Below are 17,809 nucleotides of genomic sequence, written 5' to 3'. Positions count from 1 at the left end.
TGCGTACCCCCGACCGGATTCGAACCGGCGCTACCGCCTTGAGAGGGCGGCGTGCTAGGCCGCTACACAACGGGGGCCTGGACACTGCGTTTCCGCAGGTCCGAGCTGGTCTACCTGGACTCGAACCAAGACTAACTGAACCAGAATCAGTCGTGCTGCCAATTACACCATAGACCAATGATGGTTTAGACCAGTCGTACCCCCGACCGGATTCGAACCGGCGCTACCGCCTTGAGAGGGCGGCGTGCTAGGCCGCTACACAACGGGGGCCCTAGCGATTCCGAGTGATCGGAACCAGTACCCCCGACCGGATTCGAACCGGCGCTACTGCCTTGAGAGGGCAGCGTGCTAGGCCGCTACACAACGGGGGCTTGCGGATGTGATCCGCGGTGCAGATGAGCTCTGCGAGCTGGCCTACCTGGACTCGAACCAAGACTAACTGAACCAGAATCAGTCGTGCTGCCAATTACACCATAGGCCACTGGAACGCAAGCCCTGGAAGGGGATCTTGTTCTAGTTTGTGCGCTTGGGGCCCGGCCTTTCGGCCTGTTCCCCTCGGCGCAGGAAGAACATTACCCGAAGGTGGACGGGGCTCCAAAACGGGTATCCCCAGGGGCCTGCGCGGCTCAGCCTTCGCTCGGGTCCGGGGCCACGAAGAAGTCCGTGAGGAAGCAGGTGACCTCGCCGTCGGCGTTGCGGCCGATCCAGGTGGGGTAGGCGCCGTCGCCCCAGCCGGAGGTGAAGGCGATCAGGTCGTGGCCGCCCTCGGTGGACGTGATCCGGTGGGGCCTGGGGGCCCACTTGCCGTCCTCCAAGGCGTCCCAGAGCGGCCCCTCGTCGCCCTCGCACTCCGGGAAGGCTCCGTCGGCGGACGCGTCGTAGAAGCAGCCGGTGCCGGCGTCCACGCCGTAGCCGTAGAACTCGTCGTCGCCGAGTTCGGCGGGGTCCTGGTCGGGCAGCAGGGCGAGTTCCCAGTCGGCGGCCGGCTCGTCGCGTATGACGAGGCGCGCCGCGGCCACCCGGTGGTGCGGGGTGTCCGAGGGCTCCTCGCCGGGCCGGGTGAGGGTCGCCACGGCCGTCTCGACGCGGTAGCGGCCCGGCTCGACCGTGACCGTGAACGGCTCGATGTCGCCGCTGCCCAGGTACACGAACGGGTCGCAGGCGATCACACGGCCGGTGGGCAGCGACAGCTCCCCGCCGTCCACGACGTGGATCACGCCGACCGACCCGGACGCCTCGTACGTGAACGAGCTTCCCGGAGTGAACAGCCAGGTGTGGTCGCGAGCGGACATCGGCATGACGGCGCCTTTCCTCGGGGTCGGTTTCCCGCAGCGTAGGCCCCGCCACCGACAACGAAGGGGCGGCACCCGGTGACCGGGTGCCGCCCCTCGCAGGGTGTGGCGTGCGTTACGCGGCGAGCTTCGCCAGCGCCGCGTCGATACGGGCCAGCGTGGTGTCCTTGCCCAGGACCTCCAGGGACTCGAACAGCGGCAGGCCGACCGTGCGGCCGGTGACAGCCACGCGGACCGGGGCCTGGGCCTTGCCGAGCTTGAGGCCGTGGGCCTCACCGGCGGCCAGGACGGCCTCCTTCAGCGACTCGGCCGACGTCCAGTCCGCGGACTCCAGCTTCTCGCGGGCGGTGCCCAGGAGGGCGTCGGAGCCCTCCTTCATCGCCTTGGTCCAGCTCGCCTCGTCGAAGACCGGCTCGGGGAGGAAGAGGAAGTCGACGTTGTCGGTGATCTCGGAGAGCACCTTCAGACGCGTCTGCGCGTGCGGGGCGATCGCCTGCCACTTGGCCTCGTCGAAGTCCTCCGGCGCCCAGGGGGCGAACGGGGCCTTCAGCCACGGCGCGCAGCGCTCGGTGAAGTCCTTCACGTCGAGCATGCGGATGTGGTCGGCGTTGATCGCCTCGCACTTCTTCAGGTCGAAGCGCGCCGGGTTGGGGTTCACGTCCGAGATCTCGAAGGCCGCGACCATCTCCTCGATCGAGAAGATGTCCTGGTCCGCCGAGAACGACCAGCCCAGCAGGGAAAGGTAGTTGAGCAGACCCTCGGGCAGGAAGCCGCGCTCGCGGTAGAGGTTGAGGGACGACTCCGGGTCGCGCTTGGAGAGCTTCTTGTTGCCCTCGCCCATCACGTACGGCAGGTGGCCGAAGGCCGGGATCCGCTGCGCGATGCCCAGCTCCATCAGCGCCTTGTACAGGGCGATCTGGCGCGGGGTGGAGGAGAGCAGGTCCTCGCCGCGCAGGACGTGGGTGATGTCCATCAGCGCGTCGTCGACCGGGTTCACCAGCGTGTACAGCGGGGCGCCGTTGGCGCGCACGATGCCGTAGTCCGGGACGTTCTCGGGGAGGTAGGTGATCTCGCCGCGGACCAGGTCGTCGAAGGTGATCGTCTCGTCCGGCATCCGGAAGCGGACGATCGGCTCGCGGCCCTGCGCCTTGTACTCCTCGGCCTGCGCGTCGCTCAGCTCGCGGCAGTGGCCGTCGTAGCCGGAGGGCTTGCCGGCGGCGCGGGCGGCCTCGCGGCGGGTGTCCAGCTCGTCCTGGGAGCAGTAGCAGTAATAGGCGTAGCCGCCGTCGAGCAGCTTCTGGGCGACGTCCTTGTAGATGTCCATCCGCTGCGACTGGCGGTACGGCGCGTGCGGGCCGCCGACCTCGGGGCCCTCGTCCCAGTCGAAGCCGAGCCAGCGCATCGCGTCGAGGAGCTGGTTGTACGACTCCTCGGAGTCGCGGGCCGCGTCGGTGTCCTCGATGCGGAAGACCAGGGTGCCCTCGTTGTGCCGGGCGAAGGCCCAGTTGAACAGGGCGGTGCGCACCAGGCCGACGTGGGGGTTACCGGTGGGCGAGGGACAGAAACGGACGCGTACAGGTGCGCTAGCCACGCTTGACAACCTTGTTGGTGAGAGTGCCGATGCCTTCGATGGTGACGGCGACCTCGTCGCCGACGTTCAGGGGTCCGACGCCCGCGGGGGTGCCGGTAAGAATGACGTCGCCGGGGAGCAGGGTCATCGCCTCGGAGATGTTGACGATCAGGTCCTCGATGGGACGGATCATCTCGCTGGTGCGGCCGAGCTGGCGCTGTTCGCCGTTCACGGTGAGCTGCACGGTGAGGTCGTTGGCGCGCGCGAGGTCCATGTCCGTCTCGATCCACGGACCGAGCGGGCAGGCGGTGTCGAAGCCCTTGGCGCGGGCCCACTGCTTCTCGCGGCGCTGCACGTCGCGGGCGGTGAGGTCGTTGGCGCACGTGTAACCGAGGATGACGTCCTTGACGCGCTCGCGGGGCACCTCGCGGCACATGCGGCCGATGACGACGGCCAGCTCGGCCTCGTACTGGAGGTCCTCGGTGAACGGCGGGTACTGGATGTCGTCGCCCGGGCCGATCACCGAGGTGGACGGCTTGAGGAAGGCGAAGGGGACGTCGGGCACCTCGTGGCCCAGTTCCTTCGCGTGCTCGGCGTAGTTGCGGCCGAAGGCCACGACCTTGTTGGGGAGCACCGGCGGGAGCAGCCTGACCTTGCTCAGCGGGACCTTGGTCCCGGACAGCTCGTGGTCGGCGAACGGGATGCCCTTGATGATGTCGAGGACCAGCTCGTCCTGCTTGTCGCCCTCGACCGCGCCGAAGGCTACGTTCCCGTCGATGGAGAACCTGGCGATGCGCACGGGATTCCTGCGCCTCTCATTGAGAACCGGCGTACTGTCGTCCCAGGTTAACCGCTCCGGCGGCGCGGTGTTCGCCGATGGTCCGCGGCGGTGGAGTTTATCGGCGCCGAATACCGGACCGGGGGAATTGCGAATTCGCCGGGCCGGGACGGCTCCGGGGCCTCGCGGGGGCGCCCTGCCGGGCCGTACCCGGCGGGGGCGGGGGCGAGCGGCCGGGCCGCGGGGAAATTCCGTGGCTTTTCCGGTCGGCGGCGGGGAAAATACCGCGCGGGACCAGGGGTGCGGGATTAACGGTTTTCGGGGCCGTGCCCTCCTCCCGGGGAGGTGCCCGGAAATGACTGAGCGCGGCCGGGAAGAACACGGCTGTGCGTGGTCTTCCCGGCCGCGCTCAGTGCGCGGTCCGCGGCTTCCCGTCAGACGCCGACGGAGGCGGGCAGCTCCATGAGGATGGTGCGCCGGGGGTTGGCGGTGCTCGCGGGCAGCTCGCCGGCGTGCTCCTGCGGCTCCGGGGCCCACAGCTCGGTGGCGTCCTCCAGGTGCGCCAGCGTCGTGCGGCGCGGGTTGGCGGTCTTCTGGAACATCTGAGTCGTCTTCACCGTTGTCTTCCTGTGGCCTCGTGTCGTGGGGGGGCGGCCGGGTGGGCAGAGCCGCTCATCCTGTAAAGCGTCAGGCTAAACATGCGATTCGCCGCCACTGCCGTGAACCACGCATGAATCGCGTGTGAGTTTGCTCACTTACTCGCGAACAAAACGGTCAATTCCGACCGTCAATTCGGCATGCCAAAACGGACATTGGTGATCTGAAGCCACCATTCCGCTCCTGATCATGGCGACTGGGACACCCGTCGGCCCTCGGCGGTTCGCCGGGATGCGCCCGCTTTGCGGGAGATCGACTTACACGCTTCGTGTCCCGTGCGCCACTCCCTGTCACGTAGGTCACAGCTCGGGGTACGTCCCTTGTTGGAGATCCGGCACTGTGCTGGAATGCCACGGACCGCCGCAGGATCGAGCCGGCGCGGGGGGCGCGACACAGCGCCGCGCGGCGGTTGAGAACAGGGGGGAATCCAGCGCCGGTCACTTCAAGACCAACACGGGGGGCGTATTCAGGGCGCTCTCCGAGACGCCGACACCGTGTCCCGCCGTTCGCGCGGAGGGGCGCCTGGTCCAGAGGTTGCGACGCTAGTGCAGGGACGTTTCAAGAGGGATGGCAGCGCTTCGGCCGAGCCGGAGCCGCACGGCGGGGCCGGCCGCGGTGCCTCGCCCCAGCACGCCCAGAACCCGGCTCCGGGCCAGTCCGAGAACGGCGAGCGCCCCGGAGGCCCGGGCGCGTCCGCGCCGTCGGGGACACCGGGCTCCGTGACCCCGACGCCGACCGTGAAGCCCGCCAAGGGCGTCGACGCCGGCCCCGGTTCGCGGCTGGCGATGCGCAACTGGCGCATCTCGACCCGTCTGGTGTCGCTTCTGGCGCTGCCGGTCGTCGCGGCCACCACGCTCGGTGGCCTGCGCATCGGCGACTCGATGGACGACATCAAGCAGCTCGACAACATGAAGCTGCTGACGGAGATGACCCAGCGCGCCACCGAGCTCGCCGCGGCGCTCCAGGACGAGCGTGACCAGTCCGCCGGTCCGATGTCGCACGGCGTCAAGGCCTCGGACTTCACCCTCAAGGGCTACCGCGACAAGTCCGACCGCGCGAAGGACAACTTCGAGGACACCGCCGAGCAGATCGACGCGGCCAGCAAGGACGGCAACCTCAAGGGTGTCCGCGACACCGTGGTCGGCCTCGTCTCCCAGCTGGGCAACCTCAGCAAGGTCCGCAACGACGCGTACACCACCGACGGCAACTCCAGCCAGACCATCGAGTCGTACCACCGGCTGATCACCCAGCTGATCGACCTCTCCCAGGACATGGCCGAGGCGACCAGCAACCCGGAGATGATCCAGCGCACCCGTGCGCTGTCCGCGTTCTCCAGCGCCAAGGAGTACGCCTCGGTGCAGCGCGCCGTCATCGCCGCCGCGCTGCCCGCCAACACCGACAGCAAGGGCCAGCTCTCCACGAACGACCGCCTCTACGGTGAGGCGGCCTTCGACAGCGAGCGCTCCGAGCTCAACATCTTCCGCAAGGTCGACGGCCAGGAAGCGGAGACGGTCCTCCAGCCGATCCAGGAGGACAGCCCGCAGATCCAGGCGGCCGACCAGTACGCCAAGCGTGTCCTGACGTCCACGAACGGCTTCGCGAGCCTGCCCGCCCGTTCCTACCGCGACTGGCTCGACGACAGCACCAACAAGCTCCAGCAGATGAAGAACATCGAGCACGAGCTGCTCGGTGACATGGAGCAGAAGGCCCGTGAGCTGAAGTCGACCTCGGAGCAGGAGGCGATCCTCTCCGGTGCGCTGATCCTGCTCGTGCTCGGCGTCTCGCTGGTCGGCGCCTTCGTCGTGGCCCGCTCCATGATCCGCTCGCTGCGCCGTCTGCAGGAGACCGCCACCCGGGTCGCCCAGGACCGCCTGCCCGAGCTGGTCAAGCAGCTCTCCGAGTCCGACCCGCAGGACGTCGACACGTCCGTGGAGTCGGTCGGTGTGCACTCCAGCGACGAGATCGGCCAGGTGGCCGCGGCCTTCGACGACGTGCACCGCGAGGCGGTCCGACTGGCCGCCGAGCAGGCCCTTCTGCGGGGCAACGTCAACGCGATGTTCACCAACCTCTCGCGCCGCTCCCAGGGCCTGATTCAGCGTCAGCTCTCGCTCATCTCCGAACTGGAGTCCCGCGAGGCCGACCCGGACCAGCTGTCCTCCCTCTTCAAGCTCGACCACCTCGCGACGCGTATGCGCCGTAACGGTGAGAACCTCCTCGTCCTCGCCGGTGAAGAGCCCGGCCGGCGCTGGACCCGCCCGGTCCCGCTGGTCGACGTGCTCCGCGCCGCCGCCTCCGAGGTGGAGCAGTACGAGCGCATCGAACTGGCCTCGGTGCCGAGCACCCAGGTCGCCGGCCGCGTCGTCAACGACCTCGTGCACCTCCTCGCCGAGCTGCTCGAGAACGCGACCTCGTTCTCCTCCCCGCAGACCAAGGTCAAGGTGACCGGTCACGCGCTGCCCGACGGCCGTGTGCTGATCGAGATCCACGACACCGGTATCGGTCTCTCCCCGGAGGACCTGGCCGCGATCAACGAGCGCCTCGCGGCGCCGCCCACGGTGGACGTCTCGGTGTCCCGCCGCATGGGTCTGTTCGTGGTCGGCCGTCTGTCCCAGCGACACGGCATCCGTATTCAGCTGCGTCCGTCCGACTCGGGCGGTACGACCGCGCTGGTCATGCTGCCCGTCGACGTCGCCCAGGGCGGCAAGAAGCCCGCTCCGGGCAAGGCCGGTGGACCCGGCGCCGGTGGCGGTCCCGCCGCCGCGCAGGCCGCGGCCGGTGCCGCGGCGGCCCGCCGGAACAACGGCGGAGGCGGCCAGGGCGGTGCCCTCGGCGGCGCTCCCGCCGGTGGCGGACTCCTCGGCGGCGGTTCCGCGCCGCGCGGTCAGGTCGGCGCGGGCCAGGGCCCGCGTGCGGCGCTGCCCGGTGCCGGCCAGGGCGGCCGTCCCGGTGGCGGACGCGGAGCGCAGGGCCCCGGTGCCGCGTTCCAGGGCCGTCAGGCCGCCGGTGCCGGTGCCCCGGGCGGTCAGAACGGTCAGGCGCCCGGTGGTCCGCAGGGTCTCCAGGCCGCGCAGCCGGGTGGCCCGCAGCAGGACGCCTTCGGCGGCCGCGGTCCGGCCGCCCCGCGCGGCGGCGCCGACCAGGGCCGTCAGCCCCAGCTGCCGCCGCGTGGCGGTCCGCGTGCCGAGCTGCCCGGCGGCAACCCGCAGCAGCGTGGCCCGGAGTGGGGCGACGCCCCGCAGAACCGCGCTTCGATGGACACCCCGCGCGGCCACGACGAGCAGGCCCCGCACACCGCGCGGATGCCGCGCGTGGACGACCGCCAGGGCGCGGGCGCGACCGCGGAGATGCCCCGCATCGACGCGCACGACCCGTCCGGCACCGGCGAGTTCCCGCGCCAGGACCTGTACGGCAACAACGAGGGCCACCACACCGGCCAGTTCGCCCGGCCCGGTGCGGGTGCCCCGCAGCAGCCGCACAACACGGGTCAGTTCGCCCGGCCCGGTGCCAGCGAGCAGCAGAACACGGGCCAGTTCCAGCGGCCCGGCATGAACGACCAGCACGGCAACGGTCAGTTCGCGCGTCCCGGTGCGGGCGAGCAGCAGAACACCGGACAGTTCCAGCGGCCCGGTGCCCAGCAGGGCAACCGGTTCGCCCAGCAGGGCGGCGGCCACGACCCGTACGCCCAGAACAACGGCTTCGGCGGCCCGGGAAGCGGCCAGGACCCGCAGAGCACCGGCCAGTTCGCGGCGCCGCAGGCGTACGACGGCGGCGGTTACGACGCGGGCAACACCGGTCAGCACGCGCTGCCCGGCAGCCACGGCGCGAACGGACCGCACACCGGTCAGTTCGAGCGTCCGCAGCAGGGCGGTCACGGCGACTTCGGCGCACAGCGCCCGCAGTTCCCGCAGCGCCAGGCGGCCCCCGAGCCCGACCGGGCTCCCGCGCAGCGCCAGGCGCCGAACGAGGGCTGGGCGGCGCTGCCCCCGGCCGGCGCTCCCGGTGACGGCCGTACCCCGCTGTACGACACGCTGGAGACCAACTGGTTCCACGGCGGCGGCCAGCAGGAGGCCGAGCAGGCCCCCGCTCCGGCGGCCCCGGCCGCTCACCAGCAGGCGCCCGCCCAGGCTCCGGCTCCGCAGCGTGCCGCGGCTCCCGCCTCCTCCTCGTCCACCACGGGCACCTGGCGCACCTCGCCGAACGACGAGATCGTCCGGCAGGCCGAGCGCGTACGGCAGCCCGCGGCAGGCGGCATCACCACCTCCGGTCTGCCGCGTCGCGTGCCCAAGGCGAACCTCGTCCCGGGCACCGCACAGCAACAGCAGCAGACCCAGACCGGTCCGCAGGTTTCGCGCTCCCCCGACGACGTGCGAGGCCGACTGACCAATCTCCGCCGGGGCATCGCGCAGGGCCGCCAGGCCGGCAACGGCCAGACCGGCAGCTTTTCCAGCCCCACTCACCAGCAGGAGCGTTAGTTGAGTCCGATGAGCCAGGCGGCACAGAACCTGAACTGGTTGATCACCAACTTCGTGGACAACACCCCAGGGGTGTCCCACACGGTGGTGGTCTCCGCCGACGGCCTTCTGCTGGCGATGTCCGAAGGTTTCCCCCGTGACCGCGCCGACCAGCTGGCCGCGGTCGCCTCCGGGCTGACCTCTCTCACGGCCGGGGCTTCCCGGATCTTCGAGGGAGGCAGCGTGTCGCAGACCGTCGTCGAGATGGAACGCGGCTTCCTCTTCCTCATGTCCGTCTCGGACGGGTCGTCCCTCGCGGTTCTGGCCCACCCCGAGTGCGACATCGGTCTCGTCGGCTACGAGATGGCGCTGCTCGTCGACCGTGCGGGTGCGGTACTCACCCCGGATCTGCGCGCCGAACTACAAGGCAGTCTGCTCCACTGACCCGCCCCGGCACCACCCACCTCACAAAACAACCGTCCGGCCGCCACAATCCCCCCACCGGCCCCGTCAGACGGCACGACTGACCGACTTGCTGTCCCGCCCGGAGGATTCATGACCCCGCCCAACGCCTCTCATGATCCGTACGCGGAGTCGTACGGCGATGAGGGGGACCAGCCGCTGGTCCGTCCGTACGCGATGACCGGCGGCCGGACGCGGCCGCGCTATCAGCTCGCCATCGAGGCGCTGATCAGCACGACGGCCGACCCGGCAGCGCTCATGGGACTGCTCCCGGAGCACCAGCGCATCTGCCAACTGTGCGTCGAGGTGAAGTCGGTCGCGGAGGTGTCCGCGCTACTGGCCATGCCGCTCGGTGTGGCCCGGATTCTGGTCGCCGACCTCGCCGAGGCCGGCCTGGTCGCCATCCACCAGCCGGGTGGCGACGAGAACAACGGCGGCGCTCCCGATGTGACGCTGCTCGAAAGGGTGCTCAGTGGACTTCGCAAGCTCTGACGGAGGGCGGGCCACGACCTCCGCGAAGATCGTGGTGGCGGGTGGCTTCGGCGTGGGCAAGACCACGTTCGTGGGCGCCGTCTCGGAGATCAACCCGCTGCGTACCGAGGCCGTCATGACGTCCGCGTCCGCGGGCATCGACGACCTCACCCACACCGGCGACAAGACCACCACCACGGTGGCCATGGACTTCGGCCGTATCACCCTGGACCAGGACCTGATCCTGTACCTCTTCGGTACGCCCGGTCAGGACCGCTTCTGGTTCATGTGGGACGACCTGGTGCGTGGTGCCATCGGCGCCGTGGTGCTCGTGGACACGCGGCGGCTGGCGGACTGCTTCCCGGCGGTGGACTACTTCGAGAACTCGGGTCTGCCGTTCGTGGTCGCGCTCAACGGCTTCGACGGACAGCAGCCGTACCAGCCGGAGGAGGTGCGCGAGGCCCTCCAGATCGGCCCCGACACCCCCATCATCACGACGGACGCCCGTCACCGGTCGGACGCCAAGAGCGCGCTGATCACCCTGGTCGAGCACGCGCTGATGGCCCGCCTTCGGTAGTACGCCGACCGCAGTACTCAAGTGGGATCTGCCGTACGGCAGTTGCCCTGAACGGACCGGAGCCGGCTGTGGCCTTGGACACGGCCGGCTCCGGTGTTCATAACAGTTCGGCAGAGGAATATCCGGGGATCGCCACGGGGCGCGTTCGTCCGGTGTCGCTGCGCGCACGAACCCCCCGCCTTTTGCTGGGACTCGCTCGGTATTGACCCGTTTTACCTGCGCCTTACAACCGCGCTGCCCCTGTTTGGAACTGCGCTGGTCCACGTGCTGGAATGCCTGAACTGCCCAGGGGTCAAAGACGTACTGAGTGGCCGAAGACGAACCGGGCTCTGCGAAGACAAACCGGGCTCTGAAGAGACTGCGGCACGAGACGGTGCCGACCGCCGAGAGGTTGTTGGTCGAGTGAGGCGAAGCAAGAACGGTCCCGAGCCGTCGGCGCGGGGCAACTTCACCCCGCCGCCGCGCGCTGCGGCCCCCGCACCGGTTGCACCGGGTCCGGAGCCCGAGGCCGCAGCACCCGCGGCTTCCGGAGGCCGGTTCTCGCCGCGCAACTGGCGGGTGCCGACCAGGCTGAACGCGATCCTGCTCATACCCGTGATGGTCGGTCTGGTCATGGGTGGCTTCCAGGTGAAGAACTCGATCGACACCTGGCAGGACGCGCAGGACGCGGAGAACACCGCCATTCTGGTGCGGGCGTCGCTGTCGTACGCCGACGCCCTGTACAACGAGCGTGACATCAGCGCCGCTCCCCTGCTGAAGGGCAAGGCCGAGACCGCCGAGGACAAGGCGACGGTCACGGGAGCGCGCAAGGCCACCGACGACGCGGCCGACGCGTTCGACAAGGCCGCGCAGAACATGCCGAGCAAGCCGGGCCTGGAGCGCCGGCTGAAGCTGTTCCGCGAGACCGAGCCCTTCCTCCAGACGCTGCGTGCGGGCGCCTACGGCCCCAAGTTCACCGGCGTGCAGACGGAGGAGGGCTACATCAAGGTCGCCCACCCGCTCATGGAGTTCGCCAACGAGCTGGGCCTGGGCACCGGAAACATCACGTCCTACGGCCGTACCGTCTACGCCATCTCGCTCACCAAGGCGGCGCTCTCCCTGGAGCGCTCCATCGGTATGCACATGCTGGTGAAGCCCGGTCCGGACGCCCCCAACCTGGCCAGCCAGCGCGTCGCGCTCTCCTCCTACGCCTATCTGGAGGGCATCGCGGTCGAGGAGTACCTCGGCGGCGGTACCCAGGAGGACTCCGACCGGCTCGACCAGGAGAAGCGGGACATCCAGGCGCAGGGCGCCAAGATGGTGGCCGAGGCCAAGGCCCAGGACCCGTCGTACAAGGCTCCGCCCGCCGACCCGCAGAACATGGTCACGGCGCTCGCCCAGCTGAAGACCACCGACCCGATCGAGCGGCAGCAGCTGGCCCAGCAGGGCGTCACCCCCGCCAACTGGTGGGCGGTCAACACCCTCAAGTTCAAGGCGTACCGCTCCATCGAGTCGGACATGGCCAACAAGGCCGTGAGCGAGGCCTCGGGCATCGCCGACGACGCCAAGATCTCCGCGATCATCACCGGTGCGGCCGTCGTGATCGCGCTGCTGCTCGCCTTCGTCCTCGCCGGTACGGTGGCCCGCCAGATGAGCCGCTCGATGCGCCAGCTGCGCAACGCGGCCTTCGGCATCGCCGAGCAGCGTCTGCCGATGCTGGTCGACCAGCTCTCCCGTACCGACCCCGGCCGGGTCGACACCCGGGTCGCCCCGATCCCGATCCACACCAAGGACGAGATCGGCGAGGTCGCCCGCGCCTTCGACCAGGTCCACCGCGAAGCGGTCCGGCTCGCCTCCGAGCAGGCCCTGCTGCGGGGCAACATCAACGCGATCTTCACCAACCTGTCGCGCCGCAACCAGTCGCTGATCGAGGGCCAGCTGACCCTGATCACCGACCTGGAGAACAACGAGGCCGACCCGGACCAGCTGGAGAACCTCTTCAAGCTGGACCACCTCGCGACCCGTATGCGCCGCAACGGCGAGAACCTCCTGGTCCTCGCCGGCGAGGAGCCGGGCCGCCGCTGGGACCAGCCGGTCCCGCTGGTCGACGTCCTGCGCGCCGCCTCCTCCGAGGTGGAGCAGTACGAGCGCATCGAGCTCTCCGGCGTCCCGGACGCCGAGATCCACGGCCGTGCCGTGACCGACCTCGTCCACCTGCTGGCCGAGCTGCTGGAGAACGCGACGACGTTCTCCTCCCCGCAGACCAAGGTCAAGGTCACCGCGACCCGTCTCCCCGACGGCCGCGTGATGATCGAGATCCACGACAAGGGCATCGGCCTGACGGCCGAGGACTTCGCGGACATCAACCACAAGCTGGCCAACCCGCCGACCGTGGACGCCGCGATCTCCCAGCGCATGGGCCTCTTCGTGGTCGGCCGGCTGTCCGACCGGCACGGCATCCGTGTCCAGCTCCGCCCCTCGGGCGAGCAGGCCGGCACGACCTCCCTGGTCATGCTTCCGGACGCGATCACGCACGGCGGTGGCGGCGAAGTCCCGCTGGAGCACGACGAGTTCACGGTCTCGCAGATCATCCCGGAGCAGCAGTTCCCGGGCGAGAACTTCGGTCAGCAGCAACAGCAGCCGCAGCAGCAGCCGTTGCGCACCGCCGCCGAACTGGGCTTCGACGACAGCCGCTACGAGGTGCCGGACGACATCCGGGGTCTCGACCCCGTCGGCCGCTCGCTGATGCGCGAGGAGCGCCGCGCCGCGCTGGAGACCCACGGCCACCAGCCGCAGGAGGAGACCGGGCAGCAGCCCGCGTTCCCCGATGCCTTCGAGCAGCCGCAGCAGGGCTTCGAGGACCCCTCCGGCTTCCCGGCGCAGCAGCACCCGCAGGCCGCCGCCCCCGAGGCGCAGCAGCCGTACCAGGAGCTGCCGCAGGCGCCGTACGAGGAGCAGCAGTACTACGCCCAGGACGCCGGGGTGCCGCAGAACGACGGCTTCGCCCAGAACGGCGGCTACCCCGACGTGTACCAGGAGCAGGCGCAGAACGGCCATGCGCCGGCGCACGCCTCGGCTCCCGACGCGTTCGGTCCGTACGACGGCGCCAACCGTCAGGACGAGTGGTCCGGGCAGAACGGTTTCCAGAACGACTATCCGGCCCAGTACGCTGCGGAAACGGAGTCTTCGCAGGCCGGTGACGTGAGTGAGCGGAACGGCGTAGGCTTCGAGCGTCCCGGACCGGCCTCCCCCGCCGCCCACGACATGACGAACGCCGGGCTTCCCCGCCGCGGTGGCGTCACGAGCGGTGCGAACGGCGTGAACGGCACGGCCCACGGACAGCAGGGGGCGCCGGCCTCCGCGGCGGGCCCGCTCGCCGCGAACAACGGCGACAGCGGCTGGCGTTCGGCGAACGACGACCGCTGGCAGCAGGCGTCGCAGCTGCGCAAACCCAAGGCGGGCGGAGTCACCTCCTCCGGTCTGCCGCGGCGGGTACCCAAGGCCAACCTGGTCGAGGGCACCGCCGAGAGCACCCCTCAGGGGGGCCCACAGGTCTCCCGCGCCCCGGAAGACGTCCGGGGCAGGCTGAGCAACCTGCGTCGCGGCGTCGAACGCGGACGCAACGCAGGCAGTGAAACGAACGGCCAGGCCACTAACAATCAGCACAGTGGTCCTGACAGCACCTACAACCAGGAGCGTTAGTGTGAGCCCGATGAGCCAGGCGGCACAGAACCTGAACTGGTTGATCACCAACTTCGTGGACAACACCCCGGGGGTGTCCCACACGGTGGTGGTCTCCGCCGACGGACTCCTTCTGGCGATGTCCGAAGGCTTTCCGCGCGACCGCGCCGACCAGCTCGCGGCCGTCGCCTCCGGTCTGACGTCTCTGACGGCAGGCGCCTCCCGGATCTTCGAGGGAGGCAGCGTGAACCAGACAGTTGTGGAGATGGAGCGAGGATTCCTCTTCATCATGTCCGTATCCGACGGTTCCTCGCTCGCCGTACTGGCCCACCCGGAAGCGGACATCGGCCTCATCGGGTACGAGATGGCCCTTCTGGTGGACCGCGCGGGCACGGTCCTGACCCCGGATCTGCGTGCGGAACTCCAGGGCAGCCTTCTCAACTAGCAAGCGGACGGTGCGCGTTCGCGTCCCGGGGCCGTAAGGTTTCGGGACGCGGCTCCACGCATATGGATGCCCGGCACAGTCGGAGGAGGAGAGAAAGTGGCAACACCCCCAGGCGGTTCGCATACGGGTGGCTGGTCGTACGGTCCCGTGCAGGGACAGGACGGCGGTACCGCGAACCCGTACGCTCCCTCCGCCCCCGACCACCGGCAGCCCTACGTACCGCAGGGTCCCGGTCCGGCTCCCTACCAGCAGCCCCAGGCCCCGCGCATCCAGCCGGTGCCCCCGCGCCGCGCCGAGCCGGCGTCGGCCCCGGCCGCCTCGAACAACCCCTTGGTGCGTCCGTACGCCATGACCGGCGGCCGGACGCGCCCGCGCTACCAGCTCGCCATCGAGGCACTGGTGCACACCACCGCCGCTCCGCATCAGATGCAGGGTCAGCTGCCCGAGCATCAGCGGATCTGCAACCTGTGCCGGGAGATCAAGTCGGTAGCCGAGATCTCGGCTCTCCTGACGATCCCCCTCGGCGTGGCCAGGATTCTCGTCGCCGACTTGGCGGAGGCGGGCCTGGTCGCCATCCATCAGCCCGGCGGCGACGAGAACGCCGGTGGCCAGCCAGCCGTGACTTTGCTCGAAAGGGTGCTCAGTGGACTTCGCAAGCTCTAGCGGAGGGCCTTCCCGCTCCACCACGTCCGCGAAGATCGTGGTGGCGGGCGGCTTCGGTGTGGGCAAAACCACGTTCGTCGGCGCCGTCTCGGAGATCAACCCGCTGCGCACCGAGGCCGTCATGACGTCCGCTTCGGCCGGCATCGACGACCTCACCCACACCGGGGACAAGAAGACCACCACGGTCGCCATGGACTTCGGCCGTATCACCCTCGACCAGGACCTGATCCTGTACCTCTTCGGTACGCCCGGTCAGGACCGCTTCTGGTTCATGTGGGACGACCTGGTGCGCGGCGCCATCGGCGCCATCGTGCTGGTCGACACCCGCCGCCTGGCCGACTGCTTCCCGGCCGTGGACTACTTCGAGAACTCGGGCCTGCCGTTCGTCATCGCCCTCAACGGCTTCGACGGCAGCCAGCCCTACAACCCGGAGGAGGTCCGCGAGGCCCTCCAGATCGGCCCGGACACCCCGATCATCACGACGGACGCCCGCCACCGCGCGGACGCCAAGAGCGCGCTGATCACCCTGGTCGAGCACGCGCTGATGGCGCGCCTTCGGTAGTACACACCCGCTGCGAAAGGGGCCCCTCCTGTCGGGAGGGGCCCCTTTCGGTTTCCGGAGCGGGACACGGAGAAGCGGGCCGCCCCGGGTGGGGCGGCCCGCTCTCGTGGGGCGTGTGCGGCTCAGTGCCAGCTGTGCGGGGCGCGGAAGCCGGGCTCGCGCTCCAGGCGGCGCCAGGCGGCGCGGGGGCGGCCTGCGGAGGGGCGGGTGGTGTGGCGGGCCGCGGCGCGGGCGAGGAGGACGGCCGTGATGGCGGCGATGTCCTCGGGCTCGGCGTGGCCCTTCTCGACGCGGATGTCGGGAGTGTTCATGGCTTCGGTCTCCGAGGGCTCGATCACTGCGGCGGGTTGCCGTGCTTGCGGGAGGGCAGGTCGGCGTGCTTCGACTGGAGCATCGCCAGCGACTTGACCAGTACCTCGCGGGTCTCGGCGGGGTCGATCACGTCGTCCACCAGGCCGCGCTCCGCCGCGTAGTACGGGTGCATGAGCTCGGCCTTGTACTCCTTGACCATCTTCTGGCGCATCGCCTCGGGGTCCTCGGCCTCGGCGATCTGGCGGCGGAAGATGACGTTGGCGGCGCCTTCGGCGCCCATCACGGCGATCTCGTTCGTGGGCCACGCGTACGTCAGGTCCGCACCGATGGACTGGCTGTCCATGACGATGTAGGCGCCGCCGTACGCCTTGCGCAGGATGAGCGAAATCCGCGGCACGGTCGCGTTGCAGTAGGCGTAGAGCAGCTTCGCGCCGTGCCGGATGATTCCGCCGTGCTCCTGGTCGACACCGGGGAGGAAGCCCGGCACGTCCAGCAGCGTGATGATCGGGATATTGAAAGCGTCACACATCTGGACAAAGCGCGCAGCTTTTTCGCTCGCCTCGATGTCCAGTACGCCCGCAAGGACCTGCGGCTGGTTGGCGATGATGCCGACGACCTGGCCGTCGAGGCGGGCCATCGCGCAGATGATGTTCCGCGCCCAGCGCTCGTGGACCTCCAGGTACTCGCCGTCGTCGACCAGTTCCTCGATGACCTTGGTCATGTCGTAGGGCCGGTTGCCGTCGGCGGGGACCAGGTCGAGCAGGACGTCGCCGCGCCGGTCGGCGGGGTCGGAGGACTCCGCGCGGGGCGGGTTCTCGCGGTTGTTCTGCGGGAGCAGCGACAGGAGGTAGCGCACCTCCGCGATGCAGGTCTCCTCGTCGTCGTACGCGAAGTGGCAGACGCCGGAGGTCTCGGCGTGCACGTCGGCGCCGCCCAGGCCGTTCTGGGAGATCTCCTCGCCGGTGACCGCCTTGACGACGTCCGGGCCGGTGATGAACATCTGCGAGGTCTCGCGGACCATGAAGACGAAGTCGGTGAGGGCGGGGCTGTAGGCCGCGCCGCCCGCGCACGGGCCGAGCATCACGCTGATCTGCGGGATGACGCCGGACGCCTTGGTGTTGCGCTGGAAGATGCCGCCGTAGCCGGCGAGCGCGGAGACGCCCTCCTGGATGCGGGCACCCGCGCCGTCGTTGAGGGAGACCAGCGGCGCACCGGCCGCGATGGCCATGTCCATGATCTTGTGGATCTTCGTGGCGTGGGCCTCGCCCAGCGCGCCGCCGAAGATCCGGAAGTCGTGCGCGTAGACGAAGACCGTGCGGCCCTCGACCGTGCCCCAGCCGGTGATGACACCGTCGCTGTACGGCTTCTTGGCCTCCAGGCCGAAGCCGGTCGCGCGGTGCCGGCGCAGCTGCTCGACCTCCTGGAAGGAACCCGGGTCCAGGAGCAGCTCGATGCGCTCCCGCGCCGTCAGCTTGCCCTTGGCGTGCTGCGCCTCGGTCGCCTTCTCGCTGGGGCCCGCCAGGGCCTGCGCACGGATCTCGTGCAGCTCGGCGACCCGACCACGCGCGTCCGTCGGCTCACCCGTCGTCTCTTCCAAAACGGTCATGTAGCGACCTTACGAAGGACATCAAGGAAAGCGAGCCGTCCACTCCGTACAGTCTCCGAAGCGTTTTCCTGGTACCACCGAACAGAACTATGCCGACATGCAGCTGTTCCGACTGCCCGGAGGGCGTCGGCGTTGTAGGGGTGCCACAAAGGCCGGTACCGGAGCGGGGCGCGGATCCGATGCCGCGACACGCCAGCCGTGGGGTGAAACGGGGACTCCGGACGGCCGACCCCGCCCACCGTACCCCGAACGGCGGCGGGGGCCGTCCCGGGGTTTTCCGCCCCGGTACGGCCCCCGCCTCGC

General features: G+C 69.9%; 14 protein-coding genes and 5 tRNA genes. 8 read left to right on the top strand and 11 right to left on the bottom strand.

The genetic code is table 11. From position 1 onward, the window contains the following. Positions 1–4: 4 nt before the first annotated feature. The 9 genes from AB0E91_RS25890 to AB0E91_RS25850 all read right to left on the bottom strand — a co-directional run bounded on the left by AB0E91_RS25890 (position 5) and on the right by AB0E91_RS25850 (position 4,257). A tRNA-Glu gene (locus AB0E91_RS25890) sits at positions 5–77 on the bottom strand. Between the two features lie 28 nt (positions 78–105). Continuing rightward, positions 106–177: transfer RNA gene (locus AB0E91_RS25885), tRNA-Gln, on the bottom strand. A gap of 20 nt (positions 178–197) precedes the next feature. Beyond that, positions 198–270, bottom strand: a tRNA-Glu gene (locus AB0E91_RS25880). A gap of 28 nt (positions 271–298) precedes the next feature. Further along, positions 299–371: transfer RNA gene (locus AB0E91_RS25875), tRNA-Glu, on the bottom strand. Between the two features lie 38 nt (positions 372–409). Beyond that, positions 410–481: transfer RNA gene (locus AB0E91_RS25870), tRNA-Gln, on the bottom strand. Between the two features lie 145 nt (positions 482–626). Beyond that, positions 627–1,298: a DUF4241 domain-containing protein gene (locus AB0E91_RS25865; RefSeq protein WP_361786490.1), complete on the bottom strand. Its 672-nt coding sequence runs from the start codon at positions 1,296–1,298 to the stop codon at positions 627–629. Between the two features lie 109 nt (positions 1,299–1,407). After that, positions 1,408–2,892, bottom strand: coding sequence for a glutamate--tRNA ligase (gene gltX, locus AB0E91_RS25860; protein ID WP_361786487.1), 1,485 nt, complete (start codon positions 2,890–2,892; stop codon positions 1,408–1,410). Further along, the gene (locus tag AB0E91_RS25855; RefSeq protein WP_361786484.1) at positions 2,876–3,661 is read right to left on the bottom strand and encodes a fumarylacetoacetate hydrolase family protein; all 786 of its coding nucleotides are present in this window, start codon (positions 3,659–3,661) and stop codon (positions 2,876–2,878) included. Before AB0E91_RS25855 ends, gltX begins: the two co-directional genes overlap by 17 nt. A gap of 413 nt (positions 3,662–4,074) precedes the next feature. Then, complete coding sequence (locus tag AB0E91_RS25850; protein WP_361786481.1) at positions 4,075–4,257, bottom strand: hypothetical protein; 183 nt, start codon at positions 4,255–4,257, stop codon at positions 4,075–4,077. A gap of 585 nt (positions 4,258–4,842) precedes the next feature. Between AB0E91_RS25850 and AB0E91_RS25845 the strand changes: the two genes are divergently transcribed. The 8 genes from AB0E91_RS25845 (at position 4,843) to AB0E91_RS25810 (ending at position 15,588) form a co-directional block, all read left to right on the top strand. Then, entirely contained in the window at positions 4,843–8,769 is a 3,927-nt protein-coding gene (locus tag AB0E91_RS25845) for a nitrate- and nitrite sensing domain-containing protein (RefSeq protein WP_361786478.1), read from the top strand. 9 nt (positions 8,770–8,778) lie between these two features. Further along, positions 8,779–9,192, top strand: a complete 414-nt coding sequence (locus AB0E91_RS25840; RefSeq protein WP_018544706.1) for a roadblock/LC7 domain-containing protein — start codon at positions 8,779–8,781, stop codon at positions 9,190–9,192. A 111-nt stretch (positions 9,193–9,303) separates the two neighbouring features. After that, a complete protein-coding gene (locus AB0E91_RS25835; protein ID WP_161183362.1) occupies positions 9,304–9,702 on the top strand; it encodes a DUF742 domain-containing protein in 399 nt (132 codons plus the stop codon). Next, the gene (locus AB0E91_RS25830; protein WP_030793795.1) at positions 9,683–10,258 is read left to right on the top strand and encodes an ATP/GTP-binding protein; all 576 of its coding nucleotides are present in this window, start codon (positions 9,683–9,685) and stop codon (positions 10,256–10,258) included. The genes AB0E91_RS25835 and AB0E91_RS25830 overlap by 20 nt, the downstream gene beginning before the upstream one ends. 402 nt (positions 10,259–10,660) lie before the next feature. Beyond that, positions 10,661–13,939, top strand: a complete 3,279-nt coding sequence (locus AB0E91_RS25825; protein ID WP_361786473.1) for a nitrate- and nitrite sensing domain-containing protein — start codon at positions 10,661–10,663, stop codon at positions 13,937–13,939. 10 nt (positions 13,940–13,949) lie between these two features. Then, positions 13,950–14,363, top strand: coding sequence for a roadblock/LC7 domain-containing protein (locus AB0E91_RS25820; protein ID WP_005479603.1), 414 nt, complete (start codon positions 13,950–13,952; stop codon positions 14,361–14,363). Positions 14,364–14,459: 96 nt separating this feature from the next. Continuing rightward, positions 14,460–15,026 (top strand): DUF742 domain-containing protein, encoded by a 567-nt coding sequence (locus AB0E91_RS25815; protein WP_361786470.1) that lies wholly within the window; start codon positions 14,460–14,462, stop codon positions 15,024–15,026. Beyond that, the gene (locus tag AB0E91_RS25810) at positions 15,007–15,588 is read left to right on the top strand and encodes an ATP/GTP-binding protein (RefSeq protein ID WP_361105885.1); all 582 of its coding nucleotides are present in this window, start codon (positions 15,007–15,009) and stop codon (positions 15,586–15,588) included. Before AB0E91_RS25815 ends, AB0E91_RS25810 begins: the two co-directional genes overlap by 20 nt. Before the next feature lie 122 nt (positions 15,589–15,710). On the opposite strand, the gene AB0E91_RS25805 is transcribed toward AB0E91_RS25810, so the two are convergent. Then, positions 15,711–15,899, bottom strand: coding sequence for an acyl-CoA carboxylase subunit epsilon (locus AB0E91_RS25805; protein WP_356095393.1), 189 nt, complete (start codon positions 15,897–15,899; stop codon positions 15,711–15,713). 23 nt (positions 15,900–15,922) lie between these two features. Then, a complete protein-coding gene (locus AB0E91_RS25800) occupies positions 15,923–17,506 on the bottom strand; it encodes an acyl-CoA carboxylase subunit beta (RefSeq protein ID WP_361786465.1) in 1,584 nt (527 codons plus the stop codon). Positions 17,507–17,809 lie beyond the last annotated feature (303 nt).

This window comes from Streptomyces sp. NPDC026659 (genome assembly GCF_040638245.1).
Taxonomy (GTDB): domain Bacteria; phylum Actinomycetota; class Actinomycetes; order Streptomycetales; family Streptomycetaceae; genus Streptomyces.
The sequence above is the reverse complement of the archived record's forward strand: the minus strand, read 5'-3'. Positions and strand labels throughout refer to the sequence as shown.